This window comes from Paenibacillus radicibacter (assembly GCF_024721995.1).
GTDB classification, from domain to species: Bacteria; Bacillota; Bacilli; order Paenibacillales; family NBRC-103111; genus Paenibacillus_AM; species Paenibacillus_AM radicibacter.
In genome coordinates this window covers 466,165-487,683 of the sequence record NZ_JANQBC010000001.1, presented here as the reverse complement: position 1 = coordinate 487,683, position 21,519 = coordinate 466,165, and the positions used below count along the sequence as shown (strand labels likewise).

General features: G+C 32.6%; 20 protein-coding genes and 1 tRNA gene. 11 read left to right on the top strand and 10 right to left on the bottom strand.

The window, feature by feature from the left end:
* Positions 1-12: 12 nt before the first annotated feature.
* From NV379_RS02610 to NV379_RS02565, 10 genes are all read right to left on the bottom strand, one after another.
* The gene (locus tag NV379_RS02610) at positions 13-1,593 is read right to left on the bottom strand and encodes a hypothetical protein (protein WP_258205706.1); all 1,581 of its coding nucleotides are present in this window, start codon (positions 1,591-1,593) and stop codon (positions 13-15) included.
* A 25-nt stretch (positions 1,594-1,618) separates the two neighbouring features.
* The gene (locus NV379_RS02605; protein WP_258205705.1) at positions 1,619-3,178 is read right to left on the bottom strand and encodes a hypothetical protein; all 1,560 of its coding nucleotides are present in this window, start codon (positions 3,176-3,178) and stop codon (positions 1,619-1,621) included.
* Between the two features lie 31 nt (positions 3,179-3,209).
* On the bottom strand, positions 3,210-4,973 hold the full coding sequence (locus tag NV379_RS02600) for a hypothetical protein (RefSeq protein WP_258205704.1): 1,764 nt from the start codon (positions 4,971-4,973) through the stop codon (positions 3,210-3,212).
* The gene (locus NV379_RS02595) at positions 4,948-6,003 is read right to left on the bottom strand and encodes a YonG family phage-derived protein (RefSeq protein ID WP_258205703.1); all 1,056 of its coding nucleotides are present in this window, start codon (positions 6,001-6,003) and stop codon (positions 4,948-4,950) included. Before NV379_RS02595 ends, NV379_RS02600 begins: the two co-directional genes overlap by 26 nt.
* A 228-nt stretch (positions 6,004-6,231) precedes the next feature.
* A tRNA-Pro gene (locus NV379_RS02590) sits at positions 6,232-6,306 on the bottom strand.
* A 129-nt stretch (positions 6,307-6,435) separates the two neighbouring features.
* Positions 6,436-7,632: a hypothetical protein gene (locus tag NV379_RS02585; protein WP_258205702.1), complete on the bottom strand. Its 1,197-nt coding sequence runs from the start codon at positions 7,630-7,632 to the stop codon at positions 6,436-6,438.
* A gap of 19 nt (positions 7,633-7,651) precedes the next feature.
* Positions 7,652-7,822: a hypothetical protein gene (locus tag NV379_RS02580; RefSeq protein ID WP_258205701.1), complete on the bottom strand. Its 171-nt coding sequence runs from the start codon at positions 7,820-7,822 to the stop codon at positions 7,652-7,654.
* A gap of 316 nt (positions 7,823-8,138) precedes the next feature.
* A complete protein-coding gene (locus tag NV379_RS02575) occupies positions 8,139-8,462 on the bottom strand; it encodes an HU family DNA-binding protein (RefSeq protein ID WP_258205700.1) in 324 nt (107 codons plus the stop codon).
* A 180-nt stretch (positions 8,463-8,642) separates the two neighbouring features.
* A complete protein-coding gene (locus tag NV379_RS02570; protein ID WP_258205699.1) occupies positions 8,643-11,303 on the bottom strand; it encodes a hypothetical protein in 2,661 nt (886 codons plus the stop codon).
* Between the two features lie 179 nt (positions 11,304-11,482).
* Positions 11,483-11,671: a hypothetical protein gene (locus NV379_RS02565; protein ID WP_258205698.1), complete on the bottom strand. Its 189-nt coding sequence runs from the start codon at positions 11,669-11,671 to the stop codon at positions 11,483-11,485.
* A 422-nt stretch (positions 11,672-12,093) separates the two neighbouring features.
* On the opposite strand from NV379_RS02565, the gene NV379_RS02560 reads away from it, so the two are divergent.
* The 11 genes from NV379_RS02560 (at position 12,094) to NV379_RS02510 (ending at position 21,496) form a co-directional block, all read left to right on the top strand.
* On the top strand, positions 12,094-13,707 hold the full coding sequence (locus NV379_RS02560) for a DEAD/DEAH box helicase (RefSeq protein WP_258205697.1): 1,614 nt from the start codon (positions 12,094-12,096) through the stop codon (positions 13,705-13,707).
* A gap of 450 nt (positions 13,708-14,157) precedes the next feature.
* Positions 14,158-15,465 carry a hypothetical protein gene (locus NV379_RS02555; RefSeq protein ID WP_258205696.1) on the top strand — a complete coding sequence of 436 codons (1,308 nt, stop codon included), beginning with the start codon at positions 14,158-14,160 and terminating at the stop codon, positions 15,463-15,465.
* Positions 15,466-16,659: 1,194 nt separating this feature from the next.
* On the top strand, positions 16,660-16,842 hold the full coding sequence (locus NV379_RS02550) for a hypothetical protein (RefSeq protein WP_258205695.1): 183 nt from the start codon (positions 16,660-16,662) through the stop codon (positions 16,840-16,842).
* Positions 16,843-16,950: 108 nt separating this feature from the next.
* Positions 16,951-17,115 carry a hypothetical protein gene (locus NV379_RS02545; RefSeq protein WP_258205694.1) on the top strand — a complete coding sequence of 55 codons (165 nt, stop codon included), beginning with the start codon at positions 16,951-16,953 and terminating at the stop codon, positions 17,113-17,115.
* Positions 17,116-17,189: 74 nt separating this feature from the next.
* Positions 17,190-18,143: a tyrosine-type recombinase/integrase gene (locus NV379_RS02540; protein WP_258205693.1), complete on the top strand. Its 954-nt coding sequence runs from the start codon at positions 17,190-17,192 to the stop codon at positions 18,141-18,143.
* 318 nt (positions 18,144-18,461) lie between these two features.
* Positions 18,462-19,130 (top strand): hypothetical protein, encoded by a 669-nt coding sequence (locus NV379_RS02535; protein WP_258205692.1) that lies wholly within the window; start codon positions 18,462-18,464, stop codon positions 19,128-19,130.
* A 242-nt stretch (positions 19,131-19,372) separates the two neighbouring features.
* Positions 19,373-19,723, top strand: a complete 351-nt coding sequence (locus NV379_RS02530; protein WP_258205691.1) for a hypothetical protein — start codon at positions 19,373-19,375, stop codon at positions 19,721-19,723.
* Between the two features lie 94 nt (positions 19,724-19,817).
* The gene (locus tag NV379_RS02525; protein WP_258205690.1) at positions 19,818-20,075 is read left to right on the top strand and encodes a hypothetical protein; all 258 of its coding nucleotides are present in this window, start codon (positions 19,818-19,820) and stop codon (positions 20,073-20,075) included.
* 39 nt (positions 20,076-20,114) lie between these two features.
* Positions 20,115-20,336 carry a hypothetical protein gene (locus NV379_RS02520; RefSeq protein WP_258205689.1) on the top strand — a complete coding sequence of 74 codons (222 nt, stop codon included), beginning with the start codon at positions 20,115-20,117 and terminating at the stop codon, positions 20,334-20,336.
* A gap of 286 nt (positions 20,337-20,622) precedes the next feature.
* The gene (locus NV379_RS02515) at positions 20,623-21,300 is read left to right on the top strand and encodes a hypothetical protein (RefSeq protein WP_258205688.1); all 678 of its coding nucleotides are present in this window, start codon (positions 20,623-20,625) and stop codon (positions 21,298-21,300) included.
* Positions 21,281-21,496 (top strand): hypothetical protein, encoded by a 216-nt coding sequence (locus NV379_RS02510; RefSeq protein ID WP_258205687.1) that lies wholly within the window; start codon positions 21,281-21,283, stop codon positions 21,494-21,496. Before NV379_RS02515 ends, NV379_RS02510 begins: the two co-directional genes overlap by 20 nt.
* Positions 21,497-21,519: the final 23 nt, after the last annotated feature.

Sequence of the window (21,519 nt, the reverse complement as noted above, 5' to 3'; positions counted from 1 at the left end):
AATATATTCCTCCTAGTTATTCTTTACTTTTTTTTCTAGACGATCCCAGTGAGATTGTTCTTTTTTTTCATCTTTGTTTTCATCATCTTGATGATCATGTAGAATTCCCATTGAAATAAAATTCATCTTATGATCCTTTGCTTTCTTAACAATCCGATCACAAACGAAAGATTTGATTTCTTTCTCATATCCCTCAAATGTCGAGAATTGTGAACGTTTCTCTTTTAGATTTTTCTTTTCATCTTCAGTAATCAGAGATACGTATTCTGCAAACAAGATTTCTACTTTTTCATCATCTTCATCTTGTTTATATTTAGAAATCACTTCAGACATCTTTTTAATTTCATCATTTTTTTCTTGAATATTCTTATCTGCTTGTGAAAATTTTGCTTCTATTTCTTTAATGGTTTTTGCCATTTCAAGAATTAAATCATCTTTTTCAGAGAGTTTTGAGGAGTAGGTTGATTTGCTAGTTTCATTCTCTTCTTTCATTAGTTTAAACTTCTCAGCAGATTCAGACTCTAAAGTTGCTGAAAACTCACTCATCACACTAATTTCTTCATCTTCCCCTTCAACCCAATCGACTGGAGAGTATTTAATTCTTTTTGATTCTTTAAACATTACTTCCACATTATCACCGATTAATTTATATGGAGCCTTTTTGTTCAAGTAGCTATCTTCTGCATCAACATAGTATACATATGATTCATCATAATCTGTTAGATAATAGCATTCTCTTTCAACCGATTCTCCACACCAGTTCCGTGTAATATATTTATGTTCGCGAAGTACTTTACTAATTTCTGAATTAAGTTGATTGCTTGTCAACTTAAAATGGATTGCAATTTCTTCTTTACTTTTTGGCACTACGTAGTCCTCCTCTGTTTCATATTTTGATGTCTTGGAGAAGACATTTTGCATGTTAATATCAATTTCATTATTGGAAAATGTCAATAGATAATTATTCAGTTCATCTAAGTTTTTGGAGAATTTATCTTTATTTGTTTTTGAAAATTTCTCTAATACAGCATGAGCACCAATCATGCCAGTTTCAAATTTCTTGCCCAATAGTGTAACACCTGTATAACGAAACTTTTTAATGTCTAATATTTTTGTTGTGTTATTGAATTTAGATTCATCAATCACAATTTCAACACTTAGCTTTATGTTTTGTTCTCTTTGAATAATTTCAACTGCATCTTGCGCATAAACATTCCATATATATCCGTATACAACTGCATAAGTACGACCATCTATTTCTTCATAATGATAGCTATGATTAATGGCAGGTATGACTCCGATAGGTTTTTCTATGTAGTTTATCTTTTCTGAGTCCTCATCGTATTCCATTTCATGCTCACCGAAATCATCGTCTTCTTTAATGATATGTGCTAGAATCGGGGCATTTATTACAGAGTTTTCTACATCCTTTGATTGAAGAACAGACAATGAAATGGTTGATTTATTGTTGTTAAGCCCTGAATGAGCAAGATATAACTTCAGTTTTGAGAAACGTGTGTCTTCTAACATCTCTAATTCATATTTTTCTATATCGAAATACATTCTTTTATTAGTTATTTCAATCTGTATCACCTCCTTTACAGGGTAAAGCTAATAACTATCTCATATTTCCATCATTGTCTCTTGTTCTTTCTCCAGAATCACTTATATCAGACAACGACTTCTTGGTTGCTCCAACTTCTCCTGATCCTTTTTGCACATGAGCACTAGATAATGGAACCAAATAATTTGAAATCATATCAATGCTATTTTCGTACATTAGTAGATTTAACATGTCATCTGGATTTATGCCTAATGCTACAGAAACTAAAGTTTTTGAATACCCATATTGGGCTGATTTAAGATAATCTTCTAATTTTTCTCTATAGTTAAACCGTGTTAGATCAGGAAAAACAATTTTGAAACGATACTTTCCTGTCTTCGTTTTCATGTAAGCATTTAAAAACCGTTCAAATTGTCTGTACATATGAAGAACATAGGCTTCGTCCACCTTTATTGATGCATTTAAACCTGAAGCGTTTGGGCTGCCTGAGCCAAATAAAACTGGTGTTGAACCAGCACTGTTATAGAAATTATCTTGACTGTATCCAACTATATTGTTTTGAGTCTGTGATTGATCAAAATTTACAGTTTCCAAGTCGAATGGCGTTGTTGCTACTTTCACTCCGTCAGGAACTCCTGCTTGTAAAATTGCAGTATATTGACCAGCAACAATTGGATCAATTGCAAAATTATTTGATACAGCAGCTCCTTTTGAATCTTGTTTCATAGGTATCTTACCTACAATGATTTTCCAAACTTCTAGCTGAGTTTTTGTTTTAAGAAGTTTTTTGTAATGATCAATTTCCGCACTATCTTGAAACAACCCCATAAGCGGAGGAGTTAATCCAGCTCTAGTTTCATCAAATTTAAAGACAGGTGCTTTGATTGGATCAAGTGGTTGCCAATATGAAGTAGATACTTTATTTTTTTTATTTTTTAAAAAATCGTCTAAATATCCAATGAATTCAGGGTCAAAATCATTTACACTTATTCCAGCTTGCATGAAGTAGTACATATTAAAAGCATATTGATAACCATACTCAGTTTTATTAATAATTTTGCAATATTTTGCTGGCATTTCCTGCAATGTAATTGCTTCTCCAAACTCTCTGATATAATAGAATTTAGCATCCTCGAGAATAACACCTTTTAAGATATTTGGAAGGGTTAGTTTCAAATTAATTTTATCTAGTATTCCTGTTGCTTTTTTTCTAGAATTTTTAAAAGATGAAAGCTTCATATCATGATCGTCTGCATTTGTGTGAACAATGAAGTAATCAAATGTGGGAATTGTAGCATAATAGTTAACTAATTTATTGAATTGCATGACAACGTTGAATAAATATTGACTTAAATCTTTTAGAGCATCTTCATTGGCTCTTGGATTTTGAATTAATCTCTCTATGGTCTCTCTGTTGAATGTAGCAGGTGACATGTTAAGTGATTTGAGTAATTCATTTTGCCACAAGGGATTAAAGAGCGCGTTGTTTTGGTATGAGCGCGAGAGTGATTTGGCAAACTGTAAAGCGTAGTCTTCACTCTGGTCTATTTTGTCAACAGATGTAGGCTGATTGTTTTGAGTTGGTTCTTCTATTTTCCTCTTCCTTGGAGCCATTTTTCAACTCCTTTCTATATCGAAGTAGTTACTAGTTAGAGATATAAAGATAGTCTAGGACACTAAAAGAATCCTCTTCTCTTTTATAGTCTTCATAATGTTTTAGATAATATAGTACATATGCCAGTGCAGCCCAAATGTCTTTTTCAGTTTTTTTCGCTACTTGTTCAACACTTAGCTTACCACCTTGTTTTTGGACTAATTTTAAATTTGCGATTTGATCAATTAGCTGATCTGTTTGAAAATGAGCAGCCTTAATTTGATTCATGTCTTTATTATTTTTGTTTTTATCACTTGTATCAAGCAGTTTGCTTGGGACAAGCAATTTTAAGCGACCACTTTCAACAAAATCAATAAAGTTTGTTACTATATCAGTCTGAATGCCCTGAGCTTTCAAACTAAATATTTTTTGTGGTGAGTCGATATTTTGAGGAGTTTCATCAGTATTTATTGTATCCCAACTTTCATATGGATCGTTTTGAAGAGGGTCAATAGTTTCCTTCATTAATTCCTCCACTACTCCTTGTCCGATGCCATTAGCATCTACAGTAGTTACATTGCAGTGGTAGTGTTTATCCAACCTTTTGAGAAACATAGCTTGATCATTAAAGTTTGTTCCATTTGGAGGAACAAAAATATTACAAACTGTTGCTGTTTTAATTTTCCCATTAGATGCTCTTTCAACTTCAACTACAACAAATGCAGACTTGTTGTTGTTATTTGATTGAGATCTAGCTATATCAGCTCCAACAAAGTATTCGCGAGATTTCCTCGGATGGATACTTGCAGTAGGAACTGTTCTTAGCTCCAATAATTTATTTATTCCAACAAGCGCTCCGTCAGTAGCACCAACCCATTTGGATTCATAATTTTGACTAAATGACACTGAGCTAGTCGTTGGATCATCCCTTTTAGCTAATATTTGTGTTCTTGTTTCACCTCTACCATAATGACAAGGTAGCTCCCAACTAGCACCCAATACCATTTTTCCCTTGAGTTCTGCCATATCATCAATCATATTGATTAGCCTGATAAACTCGTCACTTCCACGGTATCCACTAGTTGTTAAATAATTTATCATGCCATTTAGTTCATAAGGGTTGATGGTAGAGAGTCTTCCTATGGTTCTTCTTGGTACGTTAACGACTGGTTCTAAGGCATCCTTAAATAGGCTGTTATTTAACAATGCTGATTCTTCTACATTTAACCTGCGTCTCCTTTGTCCCTTAGAATGCTGAGAATTAGCTAAAACACTATAAATTGCACCAGATGTGAAAATTACTTCAACTTGGTCTTTAGAAAAGCTTGATTTTACAATTTCATTATTCATCAATGGAAACCACTTTATGATCTCATTATGTTTCTCTTCGCTGATTGAGCTTGCATTTTCTCGTGTTTGCGCACTCATTGCTATAGTTATATCGGGGAAGTGGATACATGTGTGATAAATGCTCATCAATTCTATCATCGTTTTCCCGAAACCACGGGGAAATACTCCGTATGTACTTATGAATCTACTCATTGAGCGAAGAAATACACGCTGATCAAGATCTAAACGCATCCCCCCTTTTTCGGGAGAAATTAAATCATAAAATAAATCAGGAAACCACTTACTCCACTGAATAAATTGAATCCATTTCTCTAGATTTCGATCAAAGGAATTTCCTTTTAACTCATCAAGCTTTACAGTTGAATTAAAATCAGGATTGTCACCAACTCTAGAACTCTTTTTGGTATGCTTGAAGTTATCGTTTTGAAAATTCTTATGACTAGCCATTTGCATCAACTTCTTCACTATTAAACGAATTATCGCTCATTTGATTCTCATAATCTTCTTTCTTTTTATCATAAAAAGCGTATATCTCTTTATATTCACACTCAGGTAATCCCTTAAGATCACGAACATAGTTAATATAACACCAAAGGGTCACATCAACTTTATCTTTAGGTTGTTCTGTAAATAGAGGAAGTAAAGACATAATTTCATTGTTTTCTTCAACCAATCTCGCAAGTTGTCCAAATGTGTCCAACCCACCTGACAAATCAGCCTTACTCATTTGGGATGGTTTAAGTTTTCCAGCTTCAGCAACATCTTTTACCATAGCTGCCCATTCTTTTGCTTCCTTAAAATTACCTTTTGCTTTTGCGAGTGTTTCTTTAACCTTATTTACACAAAACTCTCGAAAATATTCTTCATGCATTGTGGTCAACAATTGAAAACTTGTTTTTAGTTGTTGGTATTTATCTTCAAATAAGTAGTACTCATCATCTGGATAGCCGTAACCATACTTACTCTTTAATTGACTGATATCATAATTTTTCTTTGAAGGAAATTCATCGTCACTTTTATTGACTTCAACTGAAGTTTTGTCGTTATCAAAAACACTATCTTTCCAAGAAGTTCCATCAAATTGAGGGAAGGAGTTTGCCATTGTTACGTATCTTGCAAATGTATCTGTCTTACTTTCTAGAGATTTTTCCCAGTAGAAAGTATCAAACTTTATGTCCATTTGTTGTAAGATAGTATATATAGAATCCATATTTTTGTAATCTATCATTAATTTTATACAATCTTTACAAATTGTTATCTTACCATCGAACATTGGGCTTTTACTGTTATAGTATTGAGCAATTGGTTTTTCTTTTTTACATTTAATGCAAGATTGTCTTTGTTTAATAGCGTTTTGTTGACTTTCTACTTTTCTTTTCGTAGACATCACATCAAGCCTTTCTCCCATAAATAAAGTGCCTGTATGACACTTATTGTATATAATAAAAAATTTCGGTGGACGGGACTCCAGTTTCAGGGAGATAAAGCCCACCATTACTTATCCTTCTAATCAGAATAATTCCACCGAGATTGTTTACATATCAATGTAAACTAAAAAGCACCCATATTTGGATGCTCGAACTTTACACTCAATATCACTATGAAATTACACTTTTATATTCTTCTAATTATTTTGTTATTATGGCGAGGGCTAAAGGAATCGAACCTCTGTCTTCGATTTTGGAGATCGACGTGTTACCATTACAACCAAGCCGACATATGATACGGAAGAAAGGATTTGAACCTTCGACCCCTTGCGTCCAAGGCAAGTACTCTACACAAACCGAGCTACTTCCGTATGATCTGTAACGTTTGTGATAATATAATCATTACAGATATTTTACTTATTTACTTTTATATTCATAATCAATAACTTGCACGATACCGTTTTTATCTACAACGTATTTAATAGCCATTTTAATCACCTTCAGTTTAATTTGATCTTATATTCAATAGCTCTACCTTTTCCACGTTCAAACACAGAGAACAATGCTCCTGCTTTAGCACCAGTCATTAGACTATCTGAATATTCGTCCGATCCCATTACACTGGGAATTTGAATTACTTCAATATCATTATTAGCACCAATACCAACAGTTAGTGATCCTGCATGGTGAAAATGTGCGATGTATAAATAATCGATAAACTCTCTATGTAGCACAGATAAATCTCGAATCGCATTTTTCTTACCCTTTAGTTGATGTCCATGTAAAGCCCATACCTTATATCCAAGAATATCTAACTTAATAATATCCCCTTCATATAATGGAACATCTACATTAGGGTTATATTCAAGAACATCATGGACATAATTCATGATGATTTTCTCTAAATCCTCAGAAACAAATTCGCTTCGGCTACTATTAAATGGTCTGATCTGAGAATGATTGCTGGCTGGAACATGATGATAGGTAATTCTTACATGTTTACTCAATTCATTTAACCACGAAGCAATAAACTTACTGAATTTAATGGTTTGATCAATAAATCCCATTGAAATAGATTGCAATTGAGATACACGTAGAGACATACCTTCTATAGAATCAGCACCGTTGATAATATGTATATGCTCGAACCCTTGTTGATTTACAATCTCAAGTGTTTCATATAGTAGCTGCTGCATGCGGTTTGTAGCAATTTCTTCACTGTACTCATTGTTGATACTTTTAAAATATTTTCCAAAGTGAATATCTGCAAAGGACATTACACCAACTCGATCATTATCTTTGGAGTAAAAATTATCTAATTGAAAGTCAGGTGCAGGTAGTTTTTCAATACTATCCTTCACCATATCCCATTTCAGATCAAAACGTGCATTTTCACGGAGAAGTTTATTGTACTCAATCTTCACTGATTGAACTTTTTTAACGGCTGTTTCAGCTTCAATTTTCTTCATTTCGTATTCATTTAGAATTTCATCATTTTGAATATTCCTCTTATTTGCTAAGTCGAATCCTTTTTTGATAAGACTATAATCTTTACGCCACTTAGATTCTCCAAAGTCTTCATTAGAAGCCTCATTCATCTTTTCAGCTATTTGAACCCAGTTTAGAGCGTACATTTCTTTATTGTTTCCCAAACGTAGGAGGTAATCATCTAGACTTTCTGAATCTGTCTTTTTCATATCAGAAGGAGTCATTTAATTACTCCTCTTCGTTTTCATCGTTAAAGTCATCCGAAATTTCATACTTCTCAGTTGGTGTTACAGTTACTTTGTCACCTTCAGCAACGAATTGAATTTTTACAGCATTCGGATATAAAGCGAATAGGTCATCTTTGATTTGTTTCAAGTCCTTCATTTTTTCAATTGTCATAATTATAATCTCCCTTTTATAATTTTATTTTGTTAATGAAATGATGTTTTTATTGTATTAGTCGTATTTATTTTTAATAGAATGGGTAAGAGGCATAGCCATTTGACTACACCTCTTGATTGGTCTTGCGCCTCTTAGCGAGGAAATATAAAATGACACTATCTCTCCTTAACGGAGGTAACGTTTAGTCTATACATAATATAGGTGAGTCGGTGTATCTCATATCTCTGGTAACTTACATTACTAAGCTTATAGGGAACGTTTCCTATCTCTATATTATACAGTGATAAGTATTATGTTATATGTATTTTAAGATTTATACGTTTACGGAGTCTTTAAGTGCTTTTGCTGGCTTGAATCCAACAGTTTTACTAGACTCAATAGTAATGGCTGCTTGTGCTTTCGCAGATTCTTGGTCAACACCTTGTTCTTTTAATTCTGCCATTAGTTTGGGATTAATTCCTTGGCGTTCAGCACGTTCACGAATCGCATATTTACCATGTCCCGCAATAGATACTTCTTCACCAGATGCCAGTGCTTCACCAATTACTTGAAATACTGCGTCAACTAAAGTAGATACTTCTTTCTTACTTACACCTGTTACTCCTGCTACTGATTTTACCAATGCATCTTTGTTCATTTTAATTTCTCCCTTTGTTTTATAATTGTTATTTATCATTAATACTATTTTTATCAAGATGGGATAATTGCTATTACTGAGCCTGTAGCTGTTCGTAGGGCAACAATCGGTTAACCTTTGCTCTCAACTATCCCTTTCCATATGGGAACTTTCACGAAACTCAAAAAATCGGTTTAAATACTATGTATTTATGCATTTTTTATTTAATTTTTGTGGACTTTTTTGTTTTTTGAATGCATTAATGAATGTATCTCTTTGAGTTTGGTATAATACATTCATCAATCTTCTGTTGTTATCACTTTTATTCTTAGCAATTTTCAATAGTATCGCATTCATTGTGTCTTCTTTTACAGTTAACTTTTCTATGTAAAACTTATAGTATTTAATAATGTTATCAATGGCTACTTTTTCTTCTTCATCTTCTTCTTCACCCAAGCTTTTCTTATATGAACTGCCTTTAATACTGTTGATCTTGCCACACATCTCGGATACATATTCTTCTATTTTTTCTTGTTGTTTTCGATCCGCATTATTTTTTTCTTTCTTTTCCAGTAAATCTTCCAATCCCATGTTCTTTTTTCGGTCTGCGTTCTCTGAATCAATTTCTTCATATAGAAAATCCATTGGTGTAAAATACTTGTTTCGTTTTAATAAATCTGATTTCTTTTTCTTAACATACTTCCAAAACAATGGATACTTACCGCTCAATTCTTTAGTCTTCTTTGCATATGAGATCTCTTTATTAATATCGATGTTATACATTTTTTTTGCTAAATCAATACAAATACCGCTTAGGACTGTCATAACATCAATTTTTTTTAAGAGTTCAGATAAACTTGTCATGGTTTCACCTTTAGAAATCAAATCCCAATAAGTTGACATGAGTAATTGACCAGTATTAACAACAGTACCGATATTCCTTTGACTAGTAGATAATTGATTATCAATTAATGCCATATCTCTATTGTTTAACTGATAATCCTTTTTGCTGCTTCTAACATCATTAATACATACACGATATTTACCAAAACATTTCTCTGCTAATTCTAGTACTAACTCATTATCGATTAGTAATAGAGTGTCTGAATCGTAGTCACATCCTGATAATATATCCTGTAAGGGAAAATCAATTGCATTAACACAAACTATGTTGTCACTGAGATTGAAATATTTCATAATATCTTTGTTATATGTATTTTTTGCTACCAAAACGTTACTAGGGCTTGTATGCGGATTTCTAAAACCGACTAAAAGCTTATCGGCTTCAAACATCATTGTGAATACCTCATTGGTTTTCAATGCATAGCTTGATGGATCAAAACATCCAATAGCATGGTCTAAATATTCCATTGGATTTCCCAACATAACCGCGTAATCACCATGCAATCTTATCTTTCCTCTTTTTATGTACTCAGAATGATTAAATATTTCTTTTTTCCGAAAATCTCTAAACATTTTAATTCGCGTTATTTCATTGTTATGCTCATACAAACTGACCATCATGGCATTACTATTTGTATTACTAATTGCTTTTCTAACATGTTCGATAAAGAAATCATCATCGTTTTTCAATCTATTGATGTAATCATTTTCAAAAACAACTAGTTTATTCATGTCTCTTTGAGTCATTGGCAATGAATTAACCATCTGATAACTCAATTGCTGGAGTGTGCGTCCACTTTCATCAGCTCCGAGTTTGCTTTGTTTTTCTGACTTGCATACACCAAACAAATTTCCATTATCTGCAACTATCATCTTCCAATACTTCCACATTTCTAATTCAGCTTCTTGACCTGAACCAAAGACATTTGAGAACTTTAATGCCTTAAGGCTGCTAGGGGTTATAATTAAATGAATATCCTTTGCGAACATTCTTTCTCCAAACATATTCTTAACTTCCCATTCAGAATAATCTATTTCTAGTGGGCATTTATCGATTAAGTATTTTTGAATGCAACAGTTAAACGCAGCAGATTTGAACATGTGATTTCGCAAGAGTTTCATTGATTTACCCTCTGAAAAATAGTCTGAGTCAAGAAGGGATTCACCGTCAAAAAGACTGTTTTTAATATTAACCCTCTCTTGAAAACTATCTAGATAACCATTTGCACCTGTTCGTATAACATTACATTCTTGATTAAAATGACTCTCAACATCACTTACGATTAAAATATTCTTTGGATCAATAGCAATTGTATCTTCTAAAGATGAACCAACTAATGATTCATAAGCCAATAATGACGGATAATCAATTTTAACATTCTGTAAAGGTAACCCCATCCTACTCCATGAAATCATGTCATTGAATAAATGTTCTTTGATAAATAAGCATTGACCTACTCTGCTTTTAGCGCTTGAGCGTTTGTAAACAACATATTTGTTTTCTGTAATCTCACCAGTTTTCGTATTTACGGACTTTAGTATAAATCCATTAATATATAGTTGTTCCCTTAGCTTGTCGATATTCACTTCTTTCCATTTGTCTAAATGTGCTTCTGTTTCAACTGTAGAAATAAAATCTTCTAACTTACTGATATAGTTTAACAAGTTTTGTCTTTTTATTTCTTTTCTTTCTTTCTGTTTCTCAGTTAAATCATTATTACTGTTTTCTGCTTGAATTGGATTGAGTGAAGTTGAGATCTTATTTTTTAATGCACGTATTGTATCTTCAGCAGCCTTAACGTTACGTTTGAATTTCACATTGATGATATCATCTGATAATAATTTATCGCTTGTTTTATTCTTAAAAGTACACATTCCTGAGCTAACTAACTTATTTAATTCTAAGCTAGAGGGAATCATTCCAACATATTGTTGCTCAATATCCTTATTACGAAGCATGTGCGAATAGATATCACTTGCTTCAATTGATGGAATATAAACTGGCTTATGCAATACTGTTTTTGTATTATTCCAATGAGTGCGACTAGCTAGTCCATGTTGGAGAAGAGTAGTAGCAGTATGTTTTACTTTTTTTATTATTAGATTTCCTCCTTTAAACTATACTTTTGACGGTTTAATCATTTCAAATACGATTCGTCATTGCAATCTTCAATGAATTCTATGTATTTTCTGGCTTCTAATAATTGCTCATTTCTGCATTCTTTCATAAATGATGCCATCTCAATTCCTTCGTGATCTAAGTATTTTCTTTCATCGTATCCCAGTTCATAAAGCCAGTCCTTAACTACTTGATTCCTCATTTTCATTAAAATTCTCCTTTTTTATATTTATCATCCCTCTCTAATTAAGATTCGGTAGAATTGGTGATTTCTTTCTACAAACACAAGATAACATTTTAATTTCGATTATGTCAATGTTTTTTATTTTTTTATTTATTTTATATGAAAGATCGATTTTATCTGGATGATGTCGTTTGATTACTACTTCATTATTTGGGGCTTAGATGTGAGCACCTGTGCGTTCAATATCGAAACCATGTAATTGCCACATAGTCAAGTTCAAAGGCAATACAGGTGAGTTGTGAGTTCTGAGTTGGTTGTTTGGATGGGTGATGACTGATTTGAAAAGATTGACATAGTAAAATTAAAAATGATAAAATCAATATGTGGTCATTCACATTAAAAGAGTCACATATAAATGAAAGATTCAATTAGGAGATGATATTTTATTGAGTTATAAGTTACGGGATTATCAGATTGAGTGCATTGAAGAGATAGAAAGTAGTAAGAAAAAGTGCAATTTAGCTGTTTCTAGTGTAGGTAGTGGTAAGACCGTGATCTTCTCAGAGCTTTCTGTTAAAGCCAAAGGACGAGTATTGATTCTTACTCCAAGTACAGAGCTGCGTGAGCAAGCAGAATCAAAGTTAAAGGAGATTAACCCAGAAGCTAATATTGGTTCAGTACAAGCAGACCTAGATGATGTTGATGCTAAAATTGTAGTGTCAACGAGACAATCACTCACGCATTCAAAGAGTACTAGATTGAAGAGGATGTTAGAACATGGAGATTTTGAGTATTTAATCGTAGATGAAGCACATCAAGCACCAAAACAAATTAAAAAAGTACTGAGTAAATTAAATGATAGCGTGAAAATTATTGGTTTTACAGCTACACCATACACACGAGAGTGCATAGAGATTTTTGGACAGCCGATTTTTAGACGAACAATACTCGACATGATTGATTCGGAATATCTCGTAGAACCGTATGCAATGATAGTTCAATCTAAAACAAATATCAGTCATGTCAAGACAACAAGTGGCGATTTTGCACAAGGGGAACTTGAGGATGTAGTAAATAATGCAGAACGTAATCAGTTAATCATTGAATCTTACAAGAAATTTGGGAGTACTCGAAAGTTGACATTGGTATTTGCTGCTGGATGTGAACATGGAAAAGAGTTGTTAAAAGAGTTTCAATTAAATGGAATTGCTTCAGCATACATAGATGGAGAAACTTCAAGAGAAGTCCGAAAAGAGCTGATAAGTAAATACAAGAAAAAAGAGATCAAGGTGCTTATCAATGTAATGACTCTTACTACTGGCTTTGATGTTCCTGAAACTGATTGTGTAATTATTTGTAGACCAACAAAAAGCAGGATATTGTATGAACAAATCATTGGACGAGGACTACGATTGGCTGAAGGGAAAAGTGAATGTCTTATTGTTGACATACAGGATATCACTAAAAAGCACGATCTCATGGATATTTCATGTGTGATGGAAACAAAAATAAAAAATGGTGAAACATACAGAAAAGCAAAAGAAAGAAATGAGGAAGAGAAAAGAATTGAACAAGTGCGAAAGCAAGAAGAGGAGAAGAAGTCGAAAGAAAGGGAGTTGGTTAGACAAAAAGAATTAGAGATTGTTGCTAAACGAATTAAACTTATCAATCGTGATATGAAGCTAGGATTCGAAAGTAGAAAGCTAGATTGGTTTAGAGTTGATACAAATACATACTCATTGACTTATGGATTCAATACACATTACGTGATTGAAGGAAGCCATGATAAGTTTGCGATTTATGATGTATCTACTGATAAAGATAGCAAGCATTCAACCTACATTGATGAATTTGATAACGTGGTAGACGCTATAACATACATAGAAAAGAAAGCGAAACTAAATACTCACACAGATCCCAATGCAGACTGGAAGAAAGAACCACCAACAGAAGGTCAGAAGAAATACTGTGGTTGGGCAAAAACAAAAGTGGATGCAGCTAGATATTTCAGCAGCAACGCAATTAGTGGAATAATAAATAAACAAAGAAGAATGGGTTGAGAGGAGAATGTAACTTGAAATACTTTTATTGTTACGACAAAGAATTGATGAAATATCTCAGATATGAAAATGACATCGAATTTATATGTACTGGCTTACATCTTAAGACTAGTGATCAGTTTTGGCAATTTGAACGATCAGACAGATTATACTCGATATTAAATATGTTTCTTGAACAGAAGAAACCATACGCCAAAAAATGTACATATGAATGTCAACCGGATACCGCTCAATGTACATAGAAGTGACGTAACCAGACACCAGAAAATGTACATAGAAGTGACGTAACCAGACACCAGAAAATGTACATAGAAGTGTACACTGAGAGGTACATATTAACAGAAGACCTATTAACAGAAGACCTACTAACAGAAGAGGCAAGTTGGTTAGTTTTAGTTGAATGATATTTAAAGATGAAAGATGAAAGAACTTAAAAGAGAGGAATAACTAATGGTTGCTGGGAATGTAGGTTTTATTAAATTTTACAACTGTTTCATGGAAAACGGGGATTACAAACTGACTCCAAGAGAGTGGTACTTCTATTCTCTATTAGCAGCGAGATGGAGTCCTTTTACAAATGTTGCTGAAACAACTGTAAGTGTTATCTCAAACGTACAAAAAGTTTTCTTAGACAAGAGTAGACCAACGAGAGATAAGTCTAATACATGGGAACAAATATGCAACTTAGAGTCAAAAGGAGTTATTAGGTTACTAGAGCATATTGCTAATGATGGAGGTCGGTGCAACTATGATCAGACACTAACAATATCGTTTATGGATTTAGGAGGATTTCAGAAAATCACACATAAATTAGTTTGTGCAAGTGAAAATCCAATTGAATTGTTTTTTTTGAGTGTTCTAACAAGGTTTACTACCCTTGGATTTTCACATTCCGTATTCAGTTTGTCAGAATTGTTTGTTTGTAGTGAAAGTAGGGTTCAAGAGATTGTAAAAGAAATGAAAAATAAAAATTTAATTACATATATTGTCGGAAAGAGGTTTAGAAAAACAGATGGTCAATACGCAAGTAAAACAAATACATATTTTCTAAATGATCAGTATGTAAACAAATTAAAAGACAATGACATCACTCCTAATGCTCCAGAAAATGATAAACAAATGGACGATATTGGAGATCGTTCTACTAAAAATAATAAATTTGAAGATAAGATAACAGTTTTTGGTGAAATTACAATGCAAGAAATACTAAAGAAAAAGGATCATAGTAATTGGGGTAAGAAAATCAATAAAGGAGGAAAAGATGTCGGTGCTAGGATTAACGAAAGCGATATTGATATACTTCTTACACTACAGCAATTTGAAATTGAAGAAGGATTTTGTAAGAAGTATTTAGGAATTTTGAATTCATGGGTTAATAATGGCGATATGGATAGTTCAGATATTGAGAAGTGGATTGCTAATTATCATAATAAGATGAAAGTTAAGAGAGAAAATTGGGAGAGAAAGAAGAAAGAGGAGTCAATTGTTAATGCTGTTGTCATTGATGGAGAAGTGCTAAAGTTAGATAAGAACAATGTTGGTCAAATTGATTTCAGTAAGGCTGATGAAGTTTACTATTTTGATGATAATGAATTAAAGAAGGGTGATATAATGTATCTTGCTGGAACCCATGGTGTTACAGATCACATGAGAACAGATGCTATAGCTGAGTATAAGAAGAATGTTGTTTTAGGAAATAAATTAGATATTGAAATTATAGAGAATATTAGATCTACTGTTAAAAGTAAAATAGAATAGCTATATAAATGGGTAGTCCTACATAATAGGGCTATTTTTATTGTTCGATGTAAATATATCCCCCCCTCACCTGTAATGGCAATCGTAAAGTGCAGTGTTTATATGGAAGTAAGGAGATTATTGAATGTTGGAGAGATGAATGGGTGTGAATCGATGATAAAATAACTGTAATCGTAAAGGAGATCTGGAGTGAGAGAATTGAGGGAGAAAATGTAGAGTAAATAAGGGTAAAATGGGTGTGATACAGGTGGGTGAGTGTTGTGAATCGTGAGTTAAATCGATAGAAGCTAGATGGAATAAGGGTAGAATGATATATTAGGGAAGAATATGAGTGAAAATGAGAAATATGGAGATGGAAAAAGTGAGGAAATATAAGGGGTTCACGATTACAAATACGATTACAATTTGAGTGAAATTGCTTAAAATAAATCTGAGTAAAACAATCGGATAAGATAATAAGTAGGGTATGTGAGTGGAACAGCTAGGGGCGCATTGTGGAAATAATTGGGTATTTTTGATGTAAATATACCCCCACATATGCATTAAAAGGCTTACAATTAACGGTTACTAGTGATAACTATAAATTATCATTAGTATTATATGAACATTGAATATTGATTATTTACACCAATATATGCATAGATATGTGAATGAATGTCCATTATTGGGAGACACATGTCCTGTAGCAGTAAACAATCGTATTGTAACAGTAACAACATACGATAAGTCATCTCATAACTTATCATTATCTTCATCACATTCATCATAACCTATATCTATCATATCCAATCAATCTCACATCATTATCTATCCATCCTTCCAATACATATCATCACATCACTCGTTAATCCCACACTTCCCATTCATTCCATAACTATCACATACCCTATTCCAATCCTCTACAATCCCATATAAGCATCCATATCCTTATATCTATCCCAACTATTAACCATTCTCAAATGGTATCATCTACGCTTACTATGCACCTTGGACACCATACATCATATATACATCCACATGTTACATATAGTCATATTGATTATTACATTCTCGGTAAAGCTATCATCTAATTAAAATAAAACAACATTGTATTAACACACACATAACTCATTTTTTACTTTGACTATTATCATATTTTAGTTTATAATTATAAATGTAAAGATAATAAATTCATACATAAGAAAGGCTGATGTTATGGACTGGTTTAGTAAGACACTCACAGTAGTTGGCACACTATTAGCAATCATTACATTAAGGCTAACAAGTAAGAAGCACAAACTAGAAGTTGAAAAACTTGAAATTGAAATTCATCTTCTTAGAATTCAACTTCAAGAAAAAGAAAAGAACGCATATCCTCTCCCACCAAGAAAAAGATAGTACGTTCACTTGTATAGTGTTGGAAGTTACAGCTTCCAATGCTATACTCATTATTATAGATGAATCTGAGTATAATAATCAATACAATACTAATTAAGAGGTGAGAACATGTTGTTTAATAAAAAGATTTTAGCTTTGTCCAGTGTAACATTTTTAGTCGGTATTACTTTAGTATACCTCTCTTCAGTTCAGAATAATCTTGTTATGACCATTGCAGGAGTCTTAGCAACTGGATCTGGATTAATTGGAGTATTTCGTTCTAGGGAATTGTAATTATGTTTTGTATTTACGATTAATACTCTCTAACGTTTTATAAATAAAATAAGAATATAGAGGAAGTGTGTCGAGTGATTCCTTTGCCATCGAATAACATTAGTGAATCAATCATCTTTACACCTGAACAGACCAATCACATTAATCAACTATTACATAAATCAAAGGCAGATAACACAATTAGAGCATATCAATCAGACTGGAAGAACTTTGTTACGTTTTGCAATCAACATAACTTTAGAAGCCTTCCAGCAGTATCTGACACTGTTGTATTATATTTATCTGAGTTATCAAAGACACATAAATACTCGACCATAAAAAGAAAGGTAGCGTCTATTAACAAAGCCCATATATCTGCAAACCAACTCACACCAATTAATCATGTGGTAAAAGAATTGCTAAATGGTATTGCAAGAACAATAGGGCACAAGCAGACACCAAAGACAGCTCTAATACTTGATGATTTAAAGACTATAATTGACAATATAGACGTTTCAACAATTGCAGGTAAGCGCGATAAAGCTTTGATTTTAGTGGGCTTTACAACAGCTTCTAGACGGTCTGAATTAGTCTTATTAAATGTTGAAGATATTTCATTTACACCTAAAGGTATGGATATTTCGATATATGAGTCTAAGAATAATGCATATGTCACAAAATCAGTTTTATTAATAGCTAATGCTTATTGTCCTGTTTCCGCTGTCAATGAATGGCTGTTAGCTTCTCAGATTAAAACAAAAGCAATTTTTCGTTCTATTAGTAAAACAGGAACCGTAAATGAAAGACTCACAGAACAATCTGTTGCAAACATTATAAAGAAATATGCAAGCATATCAGGGCTAGACCCCACAATGTACGCTGCACACTCTTTAAGGTCTGGTTTAGCCACTTCAGCGGCGATGGAAGGGTATAGCGAATCTGAAATTATGCATCAAACAGCACACAATACACATGAAATGGTTGGAAGATATATTCAAAACGGTAGAAGATACCACAACAATGTGAGTAACATTCTAAATAAACTATAAAAAAGGAGAATTAACAATGTACAAACATGGTAAATTAAAGGATGGTTTTTTAAAAGTGCTAACTAAAAATGGTGAATGGATCATATTATCAAAAATAGTGTTAAAATAAAAATCAAATAATCTAAAAAATGTATTTACATATATAAATATATGGCTTATAATAAATCTAAAAACAACAAATGAAAGAGGGTTTATTATATGTCACGAAGTCAAATAATTATTGCAATGAGCAAATGCCGAGCAATGAATAGTTTTAGAAATCTATTGGTTCATGGTTCTATTATAATAAAATAAAACATATAAAATGAGGTGTTTGTAATGAGTTATTCATATGTAAATCAAACTACTATTGGTGAAAAAGTCGATTACTTATCTGATTTACTTGCAGAAGTTATTACTAAAATTGAATATACTGCTTATCAAAATATGACCTCTGAACAACAAGATCAAGTAAAAGAAAATTTTCATGCTCTACTAAAAAAAGAAAATATTATCCTAACTTCTGAAATTATCGAAGCAGCAGAAAAAGAATTCTCGAATTCGCCAATTGTATCATTACTTCGTCAATACGGATACGCAGTAAAACAAGGCAGTATATTTTCCGAATCTGCAAATGAACTAAAATCTGGTCGAAAAGTGACACTAATAAAATTCTCGGAGTTTGGTTTCCCTGTTCTTATTAATACTGTAATTGATCGAACCGAAATTAAGCCTTATGCACAATACAACGAGTCTTTAAAAATCATACATAAGCCTAAACGTAAAAGATCGTTGTTTTCAAACACAATTTTGCCATATCAAGAACTGTTAATTTATGACGGTTGGTTGGAAACTGATATCAAAATGATGACCCATGAAACAATTAAGGAAGCTAAAAATATAAAATTGGAACAGTCAAAGTATTGCTCATTTGATAAAAGTTTCTTTGAAGACATACTGCAATATATCAAAGTCAAACCAATTGCAGCAGTTAACCTTCAGTATTAATTTTACTCTTTATGTGAGGAGCTGAGAGGCATTAACAAGGCTGGTAAGCTCTATAACTGGACTTTGATATGAGAAGCACGAAAACTATTTGGTCATGCTTCGCATACATTTTTACTCATATTAAAAGAACCATTTTAAAATGATTTTCATATATATTAAAAAATAAAATATAATAAAACTACTGATTTATATATGAAACAATTATAATATGAGTATAGAAAACAAAGCGGAGGCGATACATAATGACCAAAGTTAAGATGGTTTGGGGAATGTTTAAAGGTCAGGAAGGAACAATCACAAAACAACAAGGTAAAAATTTAATTGTTAAACTAGAAGCAGGGTTCGAAATTGACGCAAGCTCAGGTCATGTGGAAGAAATCGAACAATATGAATTGGTTCTTGTAAGAACATCCGCAGGAACTAAGACACACGTCGCAAAAAAATACAATGGAAGTTCGCATTTATTTGTTGGATGTGGAGTAGTAAAAAACTGTGGAACCAGACTTATTTGTTTGAAAGGTGAAGTAGATATTCGAACAATTACATGCGAGAAATGTCGAGAAAAATATGAGCTTCAAAGCTGTATGTGCTAGATAAATTAAAGAAGATCTTAAATAGATTGTATATATTTCTAAGGTAGAGAAATAAAAGCAGGATTTCATATTGAAACAGAGAGGATGTTATTGTATGGAATCTAAGATTAAATGGATTTACGTAGGATCATTTGTAACGGAGAACGGTATTTTAAAAGCTATTGTTGATGTAACAAACCATGCAACGATAAACAATGCAGCGAGAAGAAAGATATGCAAAGATAAGATAGGGCATTATGTGATAATTAAGAGAGAGAAAAATTATTTTCACTTGCCAAAGCTTCAAGTCATATATGAAAAAGATGGAATACAATATTTAGTTGATGAAAATAACAAATTTAAATCAAATTAAATTTGTATTGAAACTAAACAAAATATAGGAGGAATAACAATGATGATACTCGTGAATAAAGTAAAAAAGTTGCTGGATGATAACTACCTGAATTACGAGGTATGTGGAGACGAATACACATTTTCCATATCTCCAGTGTGTGAAATACATACTGATAACTGCACAATTTGGCTAGAGAAGAAGAAAATCAAGGTTGATGATAAGGTAGTCCAAGACACATGGGAAATGATCGAAGAAGTGTTAGCGGTTGAACGTTGTTAAGATACAATTTTAATTTTATATGAAAGGAGTCATTCACATGAACAAAGTACTATGTCCATACTGCAATAAATCTGCTGTATCTAATGTACAAACGGTGATTACTAAGTTTGAAAGCAAGAATACATTCAAATGTTTAAATAAAAAGTGTGGTGAAGAATTTTCAAAAACCACATAAAATGTTACTTGTATTTAGAAAGGTATCATTATGCTCTTTTTTTTAATAGCAACAAATATTAGATATCTGATAGTATAATAATATTATACTTGTTACATTGAGGTGAGTCATATGCCTAAACATAATATTATTCTAGGTCAGAGATATGAGCGATTAGTCATAATCAAAGAAGTTGAATCAGTCAAAAGCAAGCGCAGAGTATTATGTAAGTGTGATTGTAAAGAAGAAACGGTTGTTGATTTTTACAAACTAAGAACTGGTATAGTTAAATCTTGTGGTTGTTATGGTCGTGAACTTGCTTCAAAGCCAAAATCAAAAGACTTAACAGATAAAAAGTTTGGACAACTTACTGTGTTACATAGAGACAGTGACAAGAAAATAAAAGGTAGCGCTGTTTGGATTTGTGAGTGTGAATGTAATGAACGTATATCTGTTCCTGCTAGAGATTTAGTAAGCAAAAATACAAAATCTTGCGGTTGTGTCGGTTCAGACTTTATAAAAACGCTCCAAGCGCAAAATGAAGAGAATCATTATAAAGACGGTGCATTTGTCCCTTTGCTTAATCAAAAAGTACAGACAAACAATAAGACAGGATACAAGGGCATAACAATACGAAAAGGAAATAATGGATCAATACGATACATTGCAAACATCACAGTTAAAAATGAGAGGCATTATCTAGGGATACACGATACTATTGATTTAGCTATCGCAGCGCGAGAAAAGGGAGAGGAAAAGTATTACAAACCATACTTGGAGGATTTCAAAAATGAACAACGAACGGATTAAACAATGGATTAAGGAAAACTTAGTTATGCAGGACGAGGCGAGAACCATTACTGGACAATCAGTATCTGCGTTTAATCAATCAGTTGCCACAGGGCAAATAAACGCATTTGCAGAGTTTGGAGAACAGCGAAAGACTCGCCTTTATTTGCGTTCTGAAATTGAAGAATATGCGAAAAACAAAAGAATTAGAAAATAATCTAAATATCACACATATAATTA

Coding starts and splice junctions, on each gene's coding strand:
- NV379_RS02605 (WP_258205705.1), bottom strand. CDS start 3,178: ATGGCTCCAAGGAAGAGGAAAATAGAAGAACCAACTCAAAACAATCAG.
- NV379_RS02595 (WP_258205703.1), bottom strand. CDS start 6,003: ATGGTGGGCTTTATCTCCCTGAAACTGGAGTCCCGTCCACCGAAATTT.
- NV379_RS02585 (WP_258205702.1), bottom strand. CDS start 7,632: ATGAAAAAGACAGATTCAGAAAGTCTAGATGATTACCTCCTACGTTTG.
- NV379_RS02580 (WP_258205701.1), bottom strand. CDS start 7,822: ATGACAATTGAAAAAATGAAGGACTTGAAACAAATCAAAGATGACCTA.
- NV379_RS02575 (WP_258205700.1), bottom strand. CDS start 8,462: ATGAACAAAGATGCATTGGTAAAATCAGTAGCAGGAGTAACAGGTGTA.
- NV379_RS02570 (WP_258205699.1), bottom strand. CDS start 11,303: ATGCTTCGTAATAAGGATATTGAGCAACAATATGTTGGAATGATTCCC.
- NV379_RS02565 (WP_258205698.1), bottom strand. CDS start 11,671: ATGAAAATGAGGAATCAAGTAGTTAAGGACTGGCTTTATGAACTGGGA.
- NV379_RS02555 (WP_258205696.1), top strand. CDS start 14,158: ATGGTTGCTGGGAATGTAGGTTTTATTAAATTTTACAACTGTTTCATG.
- NV379_RS02550 (WP_258205695.1), top strand. CDS start 16,660: ATGGACTGGTTTAGTAAGACACTCACAGTAGTTGGCACACTATTAGCA.
- NV379_RS02545 (WP_258205694.1), top strand. CDS start 16,951: ATGTTGTTTAATAAAAAGATTTTAGCTTTGTCCAGTGTAACATTTTTA.
- NV379_RS02535 (WP_258205692.1), top strand. CDS start 18,462: ATGAGTTATTCATATGTAAATCAAACTACTATTGGTGAAAAAGTCGAT.
- NV379_RS02530 (WP_258205691.1), top strand. CDS start 19,373: ATGACCAAAGTTAAGATGGTTTGGGGAATGTTTAAAGGTCAGGAAGGA.
- NV379_RS02525 (WP_258205690.1), top strand. CDS start 19,818: ATGGAATCTAAGATTAAATGGATTTACGTAGGATCATTTGTAACGGAG.
- NV379_RS02520 (WP_258205689.1), top strand. CDS start 20,115: ATGATGATACTCGTGAATAAAGTAAAAAAGTTGCTGGATGATAACTAC.
- NV379_RS02515 (WP_258205688.1), top strand. CDS start 20,623: ATGCCTAAACATAATATTATTCTAGGTCAGAGATATGAGCGATTAGTC.
- NV379_RS02510 (WP_258205687.1), top strand. CDS start 21,281: ATGAACAACGAACGGATTAAACAATGGATTAAGGAAAACTTAGTTATG.